We start from the raw sequence: 16,516 nt of genomic DNA, 5'->3' as shown, positions 1-16,516 counted from the left end.
CGGCGCGAGGAAGCCGCGCTGACCGTTTCAGTGGCGGGTGGAGGCGAGCGTCGTCGAAGGCAGTTCGCCGGGTTGCAGCGCTGGCGTTTCCGTGGCCTCGACGGGGGCTGGCTGCGGCTCGGCGCGGCGCACCGGGGTCGCAACGCGGATGATTTCGCTGCGGGTCCAGAGCGCTTCGAAGCTCCGGCGATTGAGCGTTGCCGAGCGCGGGCAGCACGGATCGTAGACCTCGACGGTGTCGCGCAACAGCGGATCGCGCCGCATGGCGTCACCGCACCAGCTCATGTCGGCGCCAAGCACGATGACCTCATGGGCGTCGACGAGCGCCTGATTGCCGATGAGCGCGAATTCGACGGACGAGCCGGCATCGCTCTCGGCGGCGACGAGCGCGATGTCCGTCCATTCACCCATCAAGTCGGTGGGCTCGAGTTGGGCGAAGACGACGCGAATGACGATGCCGGCGGACAAGAGGTCGGGAGCGTTGCTCGCCACCGCGCGGGCGACGGGCGAGGCCGGGGAGCGCGCAATGACGCTGACGACGTGCATTTCCGGGCGATGGGCCCAATCGGCGAAGATGCGATCCAGATAGAACCCTACGAACTGGTCGAGGCGGCCTTGTTTCTCGCCATGCCTCACGATCTCCTGCCGCCGCGACTTCAAGTCTGCTCCCATGGGTTTTGGACCTCTTCTTTTCCAAGGTGCGGCGAGCGGTGACTGCCGCCGGGCCAGGTTGCCTCGTCACGTCTCGATTTAGCCCCGCTCAGGTTAAGGAAGCTTTGCCAGACTGGCCGGAATTGGGACGATCGATCGAGCACGGGTGCCGGCAGGCGGCAGGATGTGCCGCCCGCTGTCGGAGGTCCTCGGTTTCAGCGCTTCTCGCCGCGCTTGGCGAACCAGCTCGAGAGGTTCTCGATGTCGAGATGTACGGCCTCGGTGCGCATCTCGGCTCCGTCGCCGTCGTCGAGGAGTTCGTCCTCGAACAGCGCCTTTTCGGCCGGCCGCTCGGCGCCACGAACTGGCGTGCGATCGCCAGCGACGGCTTTCGGTTCCGTGACGCTCCAGGTCGCCTCGATCACGGGCTGGTCCGTGTCGGTGTCGACGGCGACGGGCTCGGTGGTGGGCGCCCGCGCCTCGATCGCCTTCTGGCCAAGGATGGCACGTCCCAGCCGGCCGATGAGGCTCGACGGGCGGTTCGTTCCGGCCGCCGGCGCCTTGCCGGAGTTGGTGATGGTGTCGACGGCCGGCACGGCCTTTGCGGCGGGAGCCGGCGGCACCGGTCGCGGTTGCGCGGCGCGCCGACCGTCCGTGAGTGGAGGAAGGGCGACATAGTGCTCGAGGCCGCTCGCGCGGGGCGCGGGAACCAGTGGACGTGAGCGCTCGATGGCCTCGAGCCGACTCGAGAGGTGGGCACGCGGATCGCCGCCGTCGGGGCCGGTTGCGAGCCCGGGACCGGCCGAGGCATGACGCTGGGCGAGATCACGGGCGATCGGCGCGACATGGCCGGGCAAGGCCTCGCGCACGGCGGTGCGGAAGGTCGGGGTGACGGGCGCATCGGTCGGTGCATCGACCAGTGTCGCGGCTGGGGTGGGGCCGGAGGGGCTGCCGGCCGGCGGCACGGCGGCGTTGGCGAGACGACCCGATGCATCCGCCACACCGGGCAGAGCGATCACGTCGTGTGTCGCGGTGTATGCTGGTGCCAAGTCGACCACACGGTCGAGAGGTGTCGCGCTTGCGCGCGTTTGCTCATCGGGGGAGGTGGCCGGGGCCTCGACCAGTTGCAGGGCGACCGCGCCCATGGTCATGGCGCGGCCCATCGGATCGTCGCCGTTGGACCAGCCGGCCTCGCTGGCCATGGCGGTTGCCGGAGCCTGTGCCGCGGCCTCGATCGGGGCACGCTCCGCTTCGGCGCGCGATGCGGCGACCTGAGCGACCGGCGGTTGGTTCTGGACGGCGCCCGCGCGGACGGCATCGGGCGCGGCGTGCGGGAGGTGATGGACCTCGGCAGCACGCGGAACCGCCTCGACGTTGGATGCCGCCAGACGCACCCGGCGCGCTGCCTCGCGCTCGGCGCGGAGGCGACGTGTCAGCTGGCGGGCAGCGTCGGCCTCGGCGCGCTCGCGGGCGGCCAGTGACTGGGCATCGAGCGTTTCGCGCACTGCCTCCTCGATGGCGCTCGCCAGGGCTTCGTCCTGGGCATTGGCGGCGGGGGTCGCGGCGGCCGTGCTCACCGCCTCCTGGGCGGTCTTGTCGCCGTCGCGGCTCTCGACCGACTCGACGGCCCGCATCGCGGTCTTGAGGGCGCCCTCGGCCGGCGCTGCCTCCGACGTGCCGCTGCGCGCGGTCGCGAAATCCCGCGGGTCGGCGACGCCCAGACGCTCGGCTTCGAGTTCCTCGCGGCGTTTCCTCGCCTCGACGCGCCTTGCCGCGCCCATCATGGCGCTGAGCATCCAGTCCTGCCACATGCGGTGGCGGAAACGGTAGATGCGGAAGGCCTCGGCGTCGGCGAACCGCGAGCCCTGCTCGCGCAACTTGCGCTGCACGAAGCCGGTGGTGAAGAACGAGACCGGCGTGCGGACGAAGACCTTTTCGTTCTCGAAGCTCGTGAAGAGGTTGGCGAGCAGCTGGGCCTGGATGGCGGCATCGCGGCCGACGCGGCTGTCGACGTTGGGGTCGGTACCATTGGTCGGGACGGCGGCATAATAGGTGCCCCGCCAGTCGAACACGACGTGACGGAAGACGTCGAAGACCTCGCGGATCTCGTCGTCGTGGTGAATGTCCCGAAAGCGCGAGAGAATTTTCATCACCGGCCATTCCTGGGCCTGGCCCATGCGCTCGTCGAGCCAGTGGAAGCCGTTCATGGGGCGGCCGACGGAGACCAGGAGGAGACAGAAATCGACGAAGATCGCGATGAAGAGGGGAATGTAATCGCGCTCGCCGAGACCAGGCTCCATGGCCAGCACGCGGCGCTGGGCGACGTTGTCCTGGAGCGTGGCGACGGCCTTCTGCTGAAGCTCGCGCAACTCGTCGGGCGTCGGCGGGAGCTTCAGCTGGAAGGCGCCGTAGAGCGTCACGGTGAGGCGACGGAACGCCTCGACGATGGCTTCCGAGCCCTCCACGGCGGAAACCTTCGGCTTTTCCAGCTCCGGGAGCTGGTCGATGGCGCGGACGACGCCGCGCAGCGCGGCCTGCAATTCGGGATCGGGGCAGGCGAAGGTGCCGCCCTTCTCGTCGTCGAAGACCGTTTTGCCGGCGCGCTCGTTGAAGTCGGCGCGGAACTGCAGGAGCTGGGGATCGGAACGGAACGCATTGAAGCGGGCCGAGGCCATCTCGAGCTTGCGGCCGAGTTCGCGCAGGAAGGCATTGCGCGTGCCATCCAGCGGATCGAATGTCGTCGGGTCCTGGGCGATCACGCGCGCGAGGTCGGCGTTGAGGGTCGCGATGTCACCCTTGACGGTGTCCACGCGCTGACTGACGAAGGTTCCGGCAAAACCGAAGCGGGCGGCATCGGCGTCGCGCAACCGCCGCCGCGGACCATCACCCGGCCGGCTGTTGGGACAGGAATTGCCCTTGTCGCGCTCGGCGATCGCCTTGGTGGCCGAGAGGCTGGTGAGCGTCGTCAGGGTTGCCTGGAGCTGCTCCAGACGGGTCTGGGATCCCTGCAGCGCGGTCTGCACCTGTGTGACCGCCGATTCCGCCGAACGCGAGGCCTCAGTTCGCGATTCCAGGTACTTCCAGTAGAATCCGAAGCCGAAGCCGACGGAAATGAGCGTCAGGAAGAGATAGCCGAAGACGTAGAGCAGGCGAACGGAGATGGAAATCCGGTCGAACAGCCGATCGAGGAGCCAAATGATCATCAGCATCAGCATGGCGACGGCAAAGCCGATCGCCACCTCGACGCTGAAGCCGACCTGCCCCATGTTTGCGCGGATCAGTTCGAGCATCCCGGTGTAGGTCGATATCCACGAGAGGATGCCGAGACCGAGGAGGAGCAGAGCCTTCTTCCAGTCGAACGGGCGCTTGCGCGCCGGCGCAAAGCCGTCATCGGTCGAGATCGACATCACTTCACCACCCGTCGGCCCGAAGCCGCCCTTCTCCCCTCGCCGAGCAGCCGGAGCGCTGACGCCCGACCGACAAGGCCCCGCCGGAGGCAACCGAAGACGTTCGCGTCGTGGCAGCGGGATCATCCCCCACTCCGACGCGCCGCCCGAAAGGCGCCCAGCCTGCTTTCAATCCCTCCCCTGCGTGATCACCGGAGTTGTCGGTCTCCAACTTGGCTTCAATGTGACCCATTTGCAGCAATGCCGCGGAATCGTCGGGGCCGGATGCCGTCGAGCGTGAAAACTGGCGTGAAGGTTGCGGGGTACGCGGTGGGCGTGTGCGTGGCGGCCGGTGACAGGTCGGAGCAGGGCGAGTGACCGGGCGAGGCCGCCTTCAGGTGCCCTGGCGGGGAGCGGTGGCGACCGCCGGACCTCGTGACACGTCGGCCTTGAGGTCCTCGAGCAGAATACGCACCAGGGGCGCCGCGACCTGGCTGGCGTGGAGGCTGCGCGCCCAGGGCCGGCTGGTGCTGCCGGTACCGACCAGTACGACATAGGAAAACTGGCGACCGCTCGAGAACTTGATGCCGCCGGCCGCCCAGACGTCGACCGTGGCGTCCGGGTCCTCCGTGACGGAGGTACCGGTCTTGGCGAAATGGAGGGTGACGTCGCTGCGACGGCTGGCGCACCAGTCGGCGAGTTCCTTCATCGTGCCGTGCCTCTTGCCTCGGAATTCGTAGCAGAGAGGAGCGGAAAGGAATTGGGCGAGGCGCGCGGCCGAGCCGCGCTTGATGAGGTCATCGGGGCGGATGTCGAAAGGGGTCGCCTCGCCATCGTCGAGGGCGCCGTGGTGCCGGTCCCAGCCACGCACCAGGGTCGGCTGGCCGACCAGGCGATCGCCGCGTCCGGTCAATGCGGCGAGCACGACGCCGGCCATCTGGTGGACGCGGCGTGGGCTGCCCGTGATGAAGCCGTGCACCGCCGCGGTCGATGGCGGTGTCTCGGTTTCGGGCGTCGGGGCGGGCGGCATGTTGAAGCCGAAGCCGTCGATGAGGCGCCGGATCGGGCGCTGGCCGAGGCGCGCGGCGCGCAACTCGAGCGGGCGGTTGAGCGAGCAGGCGAAAGTGACCTCGGCGGTGCGGCCGTGGCGCTGACCACCGCGGCGCTGACACGTCTCGAGGCCCTTGGCGGGGGCATTGTCGTCGAGATAGCTGGTGGCGAGGGTGTCCTTTCCCTCGTTGGCGATGGCGATCGCCGGGATGATCTTGCCGATCGAGGCGATCGAGCGCACTTCGCGCTCGGGGTCGTAGAGGCCGGTGTCGGGATCGTGGGCGTGGGCGGACCCGAAATAGGCGGCCGTGTCGCGCGCCTCGAAATAGCGAACGATGTGGCCGTTCTCGTCGGCTGCCGCGATCACGACGTCTGGCATCTCGCGGGCCACGCCGAGGGGGGTGACGGCGTTGTCGCTGTCGAGAGTGAACTCGGGGCCGATGCGCGCGCCGTGGCGCTGCTGGAGTGCACGAAGCTCGCCGCGCACGCGCTCGCGGAAACGCCGATTGTCGGCCGCCGAGAACGTCAAATTGACACCGCGCACATACTCGCGCCACTCGAAGCCGTACTCCTGTTTCATCTCCTCGCGCACGCCATAGCGGGCGGCGGGAATGAGCAGGTTGGCGCGCAGCGCCGGGTTGGCGCGGGCGATGCGGGCCGAGCCCTCGCCGAGTTCGGAAAGGGCGACCTCGAGTTCCGGGCGCACCAGCGGGTCGGGCGGGCCGTGCGCGATGGTCGTCAGCTCGAAGAAAACCTCCTTCTGGGTCTCGGGGTCGGAAACCAGCTCGCTGGCGCACTTGCGGGCGCGAACGTCGACGACGTACTTCCAGCGGTCGTCGCGCACGGCGTTGAGGCGCTCACCACCATCGAGGAGGATGATGGGCTTGTTGACGGCGGAGGCGAGCACGAACTGCTCGGCGACGGTGAGATCGCGCGCTTCCTTGCCAAAGACGATGCGCGCCGTAAGTTCGACGCCGTGCAGGTCGCCGCCGCCCCGCTGGGCGAGCCAGAGGTGGTTGGCGGCCCACTCCTTGAGTGGCTCGGCGTCGCCGTTGCGCGTCAACTCGGCGTAGATGACCGGGGCCATCCACCATTCGGCGAGCTTGCGGCGGAGCTTGACGAGGGCGCCCTCGCTCGCACTCGGCGGCGATTTGTAAATGACCCGGGCGAGCTGCATTGGAATGGTCGAGCCGCCGACGCCGAGGCGTGGACGTCCGGATGCGAATGAGCGGCGAATGGTCGAAGCCGGGATCTTGAGAACGCCGAGGAAGTCGATGCCGGCGGGATTGAGCCAGGTGCCGATGTGGCGATCCTCATGATAGACGAGGCAGCGCCAGAAATACTCCGGGGCCTGGCGCACGGGGATGGACTTGTGGTCCGGGTTGGCGACATAGCCGGCCGCCGCCAGCTCGATCGGCACGCCGGAATAATTGACGTCCTGCTTGGAATCGAGGCGCGGATCGAACGTGCCGACGAAATTGCCGTTGCGGTCGTAGATCGCGGTCGCGAGCCAGCGGCTGTTGTCGTACTGGAGCTTGTCGGCATACCAATAGCGTCCGGTCAAACCGCGCAGAGGCGCGACCACATAGACCAGTGTCACGGCAAAGAGGACGTAGACGACGGCCAGGGTCACGAGGTGGCGCAGGGGGCCGAGTCGCGGATTGAACACGAACGCCTGGATGAAGACGTTGACGATGCGGAACGGCAGCGCGAGCACCGTTTCGAGCGCGATCGCAAGCCATCGAAACGCGGTGAGCATGGGTACGCCAGGTTCGCTTTGGGTCCGCCGAAGCTTGGTCAACTAACCGTGCTTTATGGCCGTTTTGAGCTGGCCAGAGCCCTTGTCCTTACCCCTGCCCTTGCCTCAGCCGAGGATGCCCAGCGTCGCGTATGGCAGGAAGCGCACGGGATCACCCAAGCGCACCGTCGTCACGGGCTCGGGAATCTCGACGAGCCCGTCGGAGTGGGTGAGGGAGGAGATCAGGCCGGAGCCGTCCCTCTCGTAACGCTCGGCAACGAGGGCGCCGTCCGGTCCGGCAACGAGGCGGGCCCGCTGGAACTCGCGGCGATCGGGCTTCTTGCCCGTTATCTCGAAGGCGGCCTGCACCAGGAAGGCAGGTGGTGTGGACCAGGCCGCGCCCGACAGCTGTTCGATGAGCGGTCGAGCATAGAGCAAGAAGCAAACGAAAGCGGCAACCGGATTGCCCGGTAGGCCGAGGACGACACAGTCGCCGATCTGGCCGAACGACATCGGGCGCCCGGGCTTGATGGCGATCTGCCAGAGGTGGCGGGTGCCGAGAGTGCCGACGGCGGTGACGAGGTGGTCCTCGTCGCCCTGACTGGCACCTCCGCTCGTCAGAACGAGGTCGAAGTTGGACGCGGCGTCCGCGAGACTGGTGCGGACGGCTTCGGGTTCGTCCGGCAGAATTCCGAGATCGGTCACCTCGTTTCCGAGACCGCGTGCGAGGGCCGCGAGCATGGGCGCGTTGGCGTCGTAGACCTTGCCGGGAGCGAACGGCTCGCCGACGCGGAGAACCTCGTCGCCGCTCGAGACGACGGCGACCCGGAGCGGGGCATGGCAGACGACGCGAGCGGCGCCCGTCGAGGCGATGGCCGCGATGTCCTGCGGGCGCAGCCGGCGGCCGGCCGCCACCACGACACTGCCGGCGGAGACGTCCTCGCCGGCTCGCCGACGGTTGGCACCGGGCTTCAGGCCAGCCGGAACGCGCACGGTGGCGCCGACCGCATCGGCTGGCCCGGACAATTCGACATCCTCTTGCATGGCGATCGTATCGGCGCCTTCCGGCACGACGGCGCCAGTCAGGATGCGGACGGCGCCCCCGGCGGGCAGGCGGCCGGAAAACGGGTGGCCGGCGGCGGCCCGACCCGCGAGTTCGAAGCTGCTGCCGGCGGCGCGGTCGTAGTCCGCGCTCGCAAAGGCGTAGCCGTCGACGGCGGCGTTGTCGTGAGCGGGAATCGGGCGAATGGCTCGGACGTCATCGGCGAGGATCGCGCCGATTGCAGCGTCAAGTGGCAGCTCTCGCTTCGGGGTCACGGGTGAGACGCGCGAGGCGATGAGTTCGAGGGCCGCGGCATGAGTGAGGCGCTCACGGTCCGTGAGGAAGCAGTCGTTTCGCAAACGTCTCGGGGTCATCTCGGCCTCTGGCGGTGTCGGCCACACTTAGTCGGAACCGGACCGCTGGGGCAATCGTCGACACGCTCTCGGCCGTCGGGCGGGGATGAGCAGATTTCGCACGGTGGGAACCGCGGTCAGCCAGGACCGGCGGGCACGGCGCTGGGCCGGTGCGCTCTCGCGGGCCGCAGCTACGGCAAACGCCGCTGGCCGGAGTGCCATCAGCAGTGGATGCGCCATGGCAGGCGTTCGAATGGAAAGCGCGCGGCGGGCGCTCGAGCAACCCAATCAGCCGCTTCACATGCCCTTGAAGGCAAAGTACACGACCGCGCCCAAGGCAGGCGCCAAAAGCGACGAAGCCGTCGCCAAGGCAACGATCTTCAACATCAGAACTACCCCGCACTCAACTCGCAGACGAAAGTCGTAACCGCACAACGTTCAGTATACACGAAACCGTCACATGGCGCGAACGAAAGGAGTGTTAACGAAAGTGTTTTTCACGAAAACGTGATAGAGTATGGTTGTTTCGCGCGTGACAGCGGTTGACTTGGTGGATGCTGTCCCGGTTGGGCGCCATCGATTCGGCGGCGGCCTCAAATCCGCCCAACGACCGTGCTTTCCGGCGTGGTGGGTCGCGTCAGGGGGAAGAGGCATGGGCCAGTCTATCGCGGTGATGAACACCAAGGGCGGTGTCGGAAAGTCGACGGTCACGATGGCCCTGGCCGAGACGCTGTCGAGCTACCACAACAAGAACGTGCTGGTCATCGACTCCGATTCGCAAACCTCCATCAGCATCATGATGTCGCCGATGGCGCGCTGGGAGCGCATGGAGGCGGAGCGGCGCACGATCGTCGAGCTGCTCTCGGCGTCCGTACTGGTGGAGGGCGAGGCCGACTGGAAAGCGCACGTGCTCGATGGTGTGTCGGACGTCGACGACGCCAAGACCGTCTACCTGCTGCCGAGCCACATGAATCTGACGCTGTTCGAGCGTGAGGTCTCGGCCGGGCGGCGACACAGTGAGCTGCGGCAGGCGATCCGCAACCTGCTCGACGATGTGGCGCGGTACTTCGATGTGATCCTCGTCGATTGCCCACCGGGCCTTTCCGTGCTCACGGAGTGCTGGCTGCGCGAATGCGATTTCTACCTGCCGCCGACCAAGGCCGATTATCTCTCGGTACGCGGTCTCGATATCCTCAAGCGTTTCCGTGACTTCTCGGCGCAGCACGGATTCGCCGACCTGATCGGCGTGCTGGTCAACCAGAAGGACGAGGAGAGCGCGTCGGAGGCGGAATGGCACGAGAAGCTTCTCGCGGACCCGGCCAACCGCTGCTTCCTGACGGCGATCCCGAGGCGTCCCTTCATCCAGCGCGCGGCCGATTTTCACGACCATTCGCGCTCGTTCCTCGCCAAGTATCCGGGAGACGCGGGAGCGGCGATCCGCGCGCTCGCGGCCGAGACGCTCGATCGGATGTCGGCGATCACGATCCTCAGATCCCGCATGGTGGGCGATGACGTCGGACTCGATGCCGAGGTCGACCGGCTGATCGCCGAGGCAATGCGCGATACGCTCGAGCGACGCAGGAACGCGCAGGCGGGCGCCGCGCAAGGCCAGCGCGCGCCAACCGGGGCGCAGCGCCCGCCGTCGCCCACCGCCGCACCGCCTCCCCCCGCCAAGGCGGCGCAGCGCGAGGTCCCTGCCGTGCAGCCGGCTCGTCCGGAGGGCCGCCCTCAGTCGCCGGACGGCACCCAGCCCGCGCGCACAAGCGATGTCCCGCAGGCCGCCGCCGCGCCCGATCCCCGTCCGGCGCCAACCATCAGGCCCAAAGCCCCTTCATGGGACCAACGGGGCGACGAGAGCCACCAGGCACCAATGCACGGGCGTGCCCGGGCCGAGCGTGAGGGGGGTACGGACCCGGCAGCGCGGCCGTGGCCGGTCGCCGACCGTCAGCACGATGCGCCACACCGGAGCACACCGAGCGACCCGTCGGCGGCACACCAGGTGGCGAACGCCCCGAGCGAGTCGGGCGATGATGGTGAAGAGGTGATCGCGCTCCAGCCGCTGCGACCGGCGGCGTCCGATCGGCGGGTCGAGGTCGTGGAAGCCCGACCGCAGGACAGCGCCGCGCGCCTGGCTGCGAGCGCGGCGAATGCCTCCGGCATCGCACGGGCGGACGAGCCCGAACGAGTGGACGAGGGCGGCGACGATGCCGGGATCCTCGACCTCGGTGGGCTGGCAATGGAGCGCCGCAATGGCACGCCACCCGTCAATGGACAAGCCCGCGCGGGCGCACCGTTGGACGCCTTCGCGAGTGTTCTGCGTCGCCCGTTCGGGCCGCAGCGCCCGGCCGAATAACCGGATCGAACGGGCGCGCCCCTCGCGCCCGTTCGGTCGATCGGAGATCCATCGAATCGGGCGGCGCGGCAGGACGCAGCCACGCGTTCAGATGTCCAGCCGCAGCTGCTTGGCATCGTGACCCTTGGTCTCGCGGGCAAGCTGTTCGACCCGTTCGAACGGTACCTGCTCGGCGCGGATCAGCGACATGCGCGACTTCATCGGTCGCACCGCTGCCTCCTGGATCAAGTGGAACTCGCCGACGGTCTGGTTCGGCAGGACGCGGATCGGGTCGATGCCGCTTTCCGCGCCGAAGGCTCCGCGCAATTTGCGCAGGGCGGTTTCCTCGCGGACACGGCCGATGAACCAGGAGGTGATCTGGTCGCGCGAGCGATAGTCGAGGTCGCCGGGGCTCTGGGTGGCCAGAAGGATGCCGACGCCGGCCGAGCGGGCCCGCTTCAGCAAACTCTGCAGCGGCTCTGAGGTCGCCGGACGGGCATTGGCCGGAATGTAGAGGTCGGCCTCGTCGAACATGATGACGGCCTGGAGTTCCTCGTTCGGGTTTCGCTGGCAGAAGCGCAATGCCTCGCTGAGGAACTGCGAGACCCAGAACAGGATGTTCTCGTTGTCGCCGAGGAAGCCGGTGTAGACGACGGAGAGGCGCGTGCGACCCGGGCGCGCATAGCGGCCGATGCCGAGCATCGATTCCATGCTGAGCGGCTCGCCGCCTCCCTCGAAGAGCGCCCAGTTGCGATGGCGCAGGGCATCGAGCTGTGCGATCAGGTCGCGCCGCAGCCGGCCGCTCGGATCCATGCGCTGGGTCTGCTCGACCAACTCCTCGTCGTCGTCCTCGAGCATCGCGATCAGCTCGGCCAGGGTCACTTCGCGGGTGGCGCGCGAGCCGAGGACCTTGAGGGCGACCGCCAGCACGCCGCGGTGGCGCTGATGGGTCGGGGAGTTGCCGAGGTAGAGCATCTCGCTCAGGGCGTGAGCCGAGACGTTCGCCAGCTCCTGCTGTTCGTGCTCGAGCAGCTCGCCGATTCCGTTCGGCAGCAGCGTGATGCCAATCGGGCGGCCGGAGGTGCGGCCGGGCGTGTAGACCGCGACATCGATCATCGAGCCGAGTTCTTCGCGCTGACGGACGCTCAAATCGTCGTCACCCTCGTGGCTGCGCCAGACGTCGGGGTTGGCGTAGCTGCAGAGATCGCCCTTGCGGTCGACCAGGATGACGGGCACGCCGCTGAGCAGGAGCTGCTCGACCACCGAAAGGGCGAGCGTCGTCTTACCGGAGCCGGAGCCGCCGAGCACCGCCGCGTGGCGCTTCAGGATGCTCTTGGACAAAAGGACCTGGCGGGTTTCGTCCGTCAGCAAGCGGCCGATCGAGAACGAATCCGTGAAATTTCCCGGCATCTCCATGCCGAGGTTCATCTCCGCCTCGCTCGGTTCGTCGTCGAGGAACGCCGAGGGCGTGGCGTCGATCACCGGGGGATGCGTCACCGGAGCGGTCGGCACAGGCCCGCCGGCACCCCCGGCGAGCGGCATCAGCGGGCGCACGGGCGCGCCCGGCAGCGGCAGGGGTGGCAGCGTGCCGTCCGCCCGGCTCCAGGGACCCTCGACGTAGTCGCCGGACCAGTTGTCTCGCGACGTGGTCGTGAGGGGGCGCGCGGTGATGGTCGGAACGCTGGCGACGGGCACCCGGGCCGCCGGTTGAACCGAATTGACATGAACGGAGGGCGGGGCGACAGGGACGGCGACCTGGCCACGGTCGGCGTGCGGCGGCATGGAGCCGGCCGGTTTGACCGATGGCGGCACGAAGCCGATCCCCCGGGCTGGACCGGCGCGGCCGTCGAGAATGCTCGCCAGACCGTCCAGCTCGCGCAGCACGTGCGTCGTGCGCAGCCATGCCTCGAAGCCCGGCTCGCGGCGTGTCTGTGCCTCGAAGGCGACGATGGCGGCCATGCGCTCCAATTCGAACATCTGGAGCTGGAGGCGCTGGCCGCCGATCATCTGCAGCTGGCGCAGGATGTTGGCGGTCGCGCCCTTGCTCTGGCTCGGAAAGCCCGAGGTGCGCAGAACCAGCGTCGCGCCACCATCGGCGGTCTCGATGACCTTTTCGATCTGGCGCTTGAAGGCGCCGCCCTGAGCGGTCCGGTTGCAGACGTAGAGGCGCGAGCGCGCGCCCGGCGCGCCGGGGGTTGCCACCACGAGGTCCAATGCCCCGACTCCCTCGATCATCGGGAGCGGTTCGACCTGCACGACGAATGTCGGGTCCTCCACCGCCGCCAGACGGCAGGCGTTGGCGACGATGTCGCGGATCGTCTCGTCCTCGAGGGAGGGGTCGAGGGTGAAATCGAGGAGGAAACGCTCCCAACGCTCCTGCAAGCTGCCGGCGGCCGGCTGTACACCGGGCTCCGGAAAGCTCGAAGGCTCGACCGGCTCGCCCATCATTTCGCGCCATTTCATGAGGCTCGCCTCGAGCACACGGCGCGTCGAGAGGCCGGCGATTTCCTCGAAGAAGCCGGCTCCGAAGAGGCCGAAACCAGTCAGCGGGCCCTCGCCCTCGTCGATCTCGGCGGCGGCGAGGCGGGCGTCGATGATGCGGCGGGCTTCCTCGGCGGTGCGTGCTTCCGAGAGCAGCAGCGGCGTCGTCTTTTCGATGCGGTCGATGTAGGAGGCCGGCAAATGCTCGCGAACCTGCTCGTAGAAGGCGCCGAGGCACGAGATCAGGATGATCGAGGTGGGAACCCGGTTGGCGATCTGGATGAGGTCGCGGACGGCGCGCTTGAAGCGTTCCTCGGCGTCGTCGTGAAAGCGCAGGTCCTCGACCTGGTCGATGCAGAAGACGAGCGCCGCATCGTCGACCACGGCCATGATGAGACCGAGCGATTCGATGATCTCGAAGGCGCGGTCCTCGCCTTCGTTCTGGTCGAGCGCCCGCACGCAGCCGTGCGAGAATTCGTTGAGCTGGCGCCCGAAGAGGTATTGGCGGATGCGCTGGTCGATGCGCGGGTCCTGGCGCTGCAGATAGAGCAGCGCGCGCACGACGTTGAGGTCGAGTTCGCGGTCGGCGAAGCGCTCGGAGACGATCACCTCGTTGGCGATCTCGCTGACGACGCGGGCGAGGTCGCGATCCGAGAGGTCGTGCTCGCGAAGCATTTCCAAGGAGGCCTCGTCGATGGTAGCGGCATCCTCGACAAGGCGGCGCGATAGGCGCTGGAGACCGTTCTCGCCGCTGCGCTGGTTGGGGCCGTAAGGCTTTTCCAGCGAGCGCACGAGGCGGCCGAGGAAGTAGTCGGCATAGTTGGCCACGTCCGGCGTCATCTGGGCGTAGCCGAAATAGCCCAGTTCGTTCTCGTGGGTGTAGGTTCGCAGGGCGCGCACCAAGTGTGTCTTGCCGGCGCCGGACTGGCCGTGGAACAGCAGCATGCGCGAGGCCACGCGACGCCCCGCGGCGATCTGGCCGATGAGGTCACGATAGCGGGCGCGAGCCTCGGCGTGCACTTCGACCACGTCGAACGGGTCGGCGCGCCAGACGTCGTCCTCCCACGTGATCGAGTGCTCGAGCACCACCGAGATGCTGTCGGCGTCGATGATCGGCATTGTTGCCTGCTTCAACATGTCGTTCCTGATCGTCGCCCGTAAGGGGCCTTCGTGTCGATATGGAGCCGATGAGCCGCCCGGCGGCCCGGGATCCGTTCGTCGGATCGCGCGGATTACTCGATGACGCGAATGAAATGCCATTCGGCGTTGCGGTAGCGCACCGCCGAGGCCTGGATTTCGGGCATGGCGTCGGCCGTCCTCAGATCGGCATTGACCAGGACGATGCGACCTTCGCGGTGCGCTGCAGCCAGCATTTCCTTGAACGTGGCTTCGTCCATGCCCCAGGCCGGTTCGCGCTCCTTCAGACCCTCCCAGACATGGGAAACGTAGGCCTTTCGGTTGCCGCGCCAGCCCTCGCCGTGCTCGCGGGCGAGGGCGAGGACGACCGCATCGAATGTCGCCTTGTCCGGCAGTTCGGGTATCGGCAACGCGCCGGCGACGGCAGGGTCGGCCCGCCGCGACGAGCCGGGTGCGCCCGTGCGACGCGGGCGGGTGGCGCGACGGGCACGTCCGAGCGGGCGGCCGCTGAGGAGGCGAGCGATGAGCGCCTGGCGCAGCGAGGGCGCATCGGATGCCTCGGCGCCGGCCTGCTCACTGGCGAGCTGGGCGATCAGGGCGGCGTCGCTCGCGTGTGGGCGGGGTGTTTGCGCCAACTCGCTGGCGAGGGCGCGGCCGATGTCGGCCGGCAGTGGCTGCGCCTTGTCCAGGGCGGCGTCGAGCCGCTCTCCGAAGGCGGCGGCGAGCGCTCGTTTGGCCAGGGCATTGCGCAGTAGGCTCATGTTCGCTCCCGTCTCGGCGTCGAGGCCGAATGCGGCACTCACGATGCGGCGCTGCAGGCCGGCGACCGACTTCAAACCCGCCGCCGCGGCCCGCGCCTCTTCGACGGACAACCCGAGCGCCCGCGCCGGGATGAGGACGTCACGCGCCTCGCGCCAGTCCGCCGACAACGCGCCGAGCCCCAGTGAACGCGCCAGCGCAGGCTCGGCGACGAAACGCGCCCGGCCGATGCGGCGCACCTTTCGCCCCTTCTCGAGCGCACCGAGCGCGAGGGTGACGTCGCTCACCAACGCTTCGCGCCGCAGCCCGCCGCCCGAAGCCCGTTCCAGGTCGCCGATTATGGCGCGCCGCCCGACCCCCTTGGCGCCCGCCGCGAGGATGCGCAGCGCCACGCACTCCATGAGCGCGGCTGCCTGAAGCTCCGTCACCGACATCCCCCGATCCGCACCGCGTCGGGTCGGGCCAACCCGCAGCGCCGTGCCCATACCGTGCCTGTTTCGGCACATGTCATTGTCGCGCATGATGAAAACGAATCACCCGCGCATTCCGGTCATTGTGCTGGAGGCGGCGGCAATCGCCAAGGGGTCGTCTCCAATGGTGGAGGCGGGGACGGTGTGGCAGCCCTCGAAGCCCGCAAGGCGTGGCCGGAACGGCACGCGAATGCCGCCGAAGCGCCCAACTCGCACCACCGTTTCCGGGCAGAAGACGGACGGCTGCATCACTCGGGCGGGCCGGTGTTGCATGGGATCGGGACTTCGAGGGCCTGCGGCCGGTGAGCCGGCCAGCGGCACGACGGAGTCCCGCCAGCTTGCAACGGACTGTTAACCCTAACCGCGGTATTGGCCCGGTATGTGTTGCCGGAGGTTCGTATGTTTCGCGTCGCCGTGGCTTTGCTCCTGACCGTCCTGCTCGCTGCGTGCAGTACTGGTCTCAACCCCGGTTCGCTCGGATTTGCCGGGGGCGGTGGGTCGAGCGCTTCGGATGACGATGCGTCCGATGGCGGCGGCGGGCTCTTCGGTTTCTTTTCATCGGGCAAGAGCCGCGACGCCGACGAGACGCGTGTCGCAGCGCGTGATGCCGCGCCGCAGGGCTCCTGGAAACGGGCGCCGCGTGGTGCGCTCGCCGATCGCAGCTATACCGATACCAGGCTCGATGCCGAGGAAGCGCTCGCTCTCATCAACGGCTATCGCAAGGCACACGGGCTCGGGCCGCTCAAGCTGCATCCGCAACTCGTGCGCGCGGCCAAGGACCATTCGGCCGACCTCGCCCGCTTCGATCGCATCTCGCATTACGGTTCGGACGGCTCCAATCCGTGGGATCGGATCCGGCGGACGGGTTATCCGGCGCGCGTTGCGGCCGAGAATGTGGGCACCGGGCAGGCGACCATCGCGGAGGTGTTCGAGGGCTGGAAGGAGAGCGAGGCGCACAACCGCAACCTGCTGCTCAAAGATGCCCATCACGCTGGCATCGCACTGGTTCGTGACGAGCGCACCGAGTTCAAGACCTTCTGGACGCTGGTGCTCGGCGCAACGCTTTGACGCGGGACCCGGCCGGGCAGGCCGTCGGGCGGGTGCGCCGCTCCCCACC

The 16,516-nt window shown here is 68.4% G+C and carries 8 protein-coding genes; 2 read left to right on the top strand and 6 right to left on the bottom strand.

Annotation, left to right across the window (positions count from 1 at the left end; all coding sequences use genetic code 11):
• Positions 1-27 precede the first annotated feature (27 nt).
• The 4 genes from GC150_16595 to GC150_16580 form a co-directional block, all read right to left on the bottom strand.
• Complete coding sequence (locus tag GC150_16595) at positions 28-672, bottom strand: hypothetical protein (protein ID MBI1386527.1); 645 nt, start codon at positions 670-672, stop codon at positions 28-30.
• A gap of 194 nt (positions 673-866) precedes the next feature.
• The gene (locus GC150_16590; protein MBI1386526.1) at positions 867-4,058 is read right to left on the bottom strand and encodes a hypothetical protein; all 3,192 of its coding nucleotides are present in this window, start codon (positions 4,056-4,058) and stop codon (positions 867-869) included.
• 373 nt (positions 4,059-4,431) lie between these two features.
• Positions 4,432-6,846 carry a glycosyl transferase family 51 gene (locus GC150_16585; protein MBI1386525.1) on the bottom strand — a complete coding sequence of 805 codons (2,415 nt, stop codon included), beginning with the start codon at positions 6,844-6,846 and terminating at the stop codon, positions 4,432-4,434.
• A gap of 105 nt (positions 6,847-6,951) precedes the next feature.
• The gene (locus GC150_16580; GenBank protein MBI1386524.1) at positions 6,952-8,241 is read right to left on the bottom strand and encodes a molybdopterin molybdenumtransferase MoeA; all 1,290 of its coding nucleotides are present in this window, start codon (positions 8,239-8,241) and stop codon (positions 6,952-6,954) included.
• 496 nt (positions 8,242-8,737) lie between these two features.
• Here GC150_16580 and GC150_16575 point away from each other — a divergent pair, with 496 nt between their 5' ends.
• Positions 8,738-10,573 carry an AAA family ATPase gene (locus GC150_16575; GenBank protein MBI1386523.1) on the top strand — a complete coding sequence of 612 codons (1,836 nt, stop codon included), beginning with the start codon at positions 8,738-8,740 and terminating at the stop codon, positions 10,571-10,573.
• An 87-nt stretch (positions 10,574-10,660) separates the two neighbouring features.
• Here the strand turns inward: GC150_16575 and GC150_16570 are convergent, their stop codons facing one another.
• Together GC150_16570 and GC150_16565 are read right to left on the bottom strand one after the other, a co-directional pair.
• A complete protein-coding gene (locus GC150_16570; protein MBI1386522.1) occupies positions 10,661-14,293 on the bottom strand; it encodes a DUF853 family protein in 3,633 nt (1,210 codons plus the stop codon).
• Entirely contained in the window at positions 14,266-15,363 is a 1,098-nt protein-coding gene (locus tag GC150_16565) for a hypothetical protein (protein MBI1386521.1), read from the bottom strand. Before GC150_16565 ends, GC150_16570 begins: the two co-directional genes overlap by 28 nt.
• Positions 15,364-15,798: 435 nt before the next feature.
• On the opposite strand from GC150_16565, the gene GC150_16560 reads away from it, so the two are divergent.
• Positions 15,799-16,467, top strand: coding sequence for a CAP domain-containing protein (locus GC150_16560; GenBank protein ID MBI1386520.1), 669 nt, complete (start codon positions 15,799-15,801; stop codon positions 16,465-16,467).
• Positions 16,468-16,516: the final 49 nt, after the last annotated feature.

Source organism: Hyphomicrobiales bacterium, from assembly GCA_016125495.1.
In the GTDB taxonomy this organism is placed as follows: domain Bacteria; phylum Pseudomonadota; class Alphaproteobacteria; order Rhizobiales; family RI-29; genus RI-29.
Note: the sequence above shows the minus strand (reverse complement) of the source record. Positions and strands in the feature narration are given on the sequence as shown.

Bases quoted from the DNA above. Each gene is read 5' to 3' on its own strand.
- GC150_16585 (MBI1386525.1), bottom strand. From the start codon at position 6,846: ATGCTCACCGCGTTTCGATGGCTTGCGATCGCGCTCGAAACGGTGCTC.
- GC150_16565 (MBI1386521.1), bottom strand. From the start codon at position 15,363: ATGTCGGTGACGGAGCTTCAGGCAGCCGCGCTCATGGAGTGCGTGGCG.
- GC150_16560 (MBI1386520.1), top strand. From the start codon at position 15,799: ATGTTTCGCGTCGCCGTGGCTTTGCTCCTGACCGTCCTGCTCGCTGCG.
- GC150_16570 (MBI1386522.1), bottom strand. From the start codon at position 14,293: ATGGCATTTCATTCGCGTCATCGAGTAATCCGCGCGATCCGACGAACG.
- GC150_16595 (MBI1386527.1), bottom strand. From the start codon at position 672: ATGGGAGCAGACTTGAAGTCGCGGCGGCAGGAGATCGTGAGGCATGGC.
- GC150_16590 (MBI1386526.1), bottom strand. From the start codon at position 4,058: ATGTCGATCTCGACCGATGACGGCTTTGCGCCGGCGCGCAAGCGCCCG.
- GC150_16575 (MBI1386523.1), top strand. From the start codon at position 8,738: ATGGTTGTTTCGCGCGTGACAGCGGTTGACTTGGTGGATGCTGTCCCG.
- GC150_16580 (MBI1386524.1), bottom strand. From the start codon at position 8,241: ATGACCCCGAGACGTTTGCGAAACGACTGCTTCCTCACGGACCGTGAG.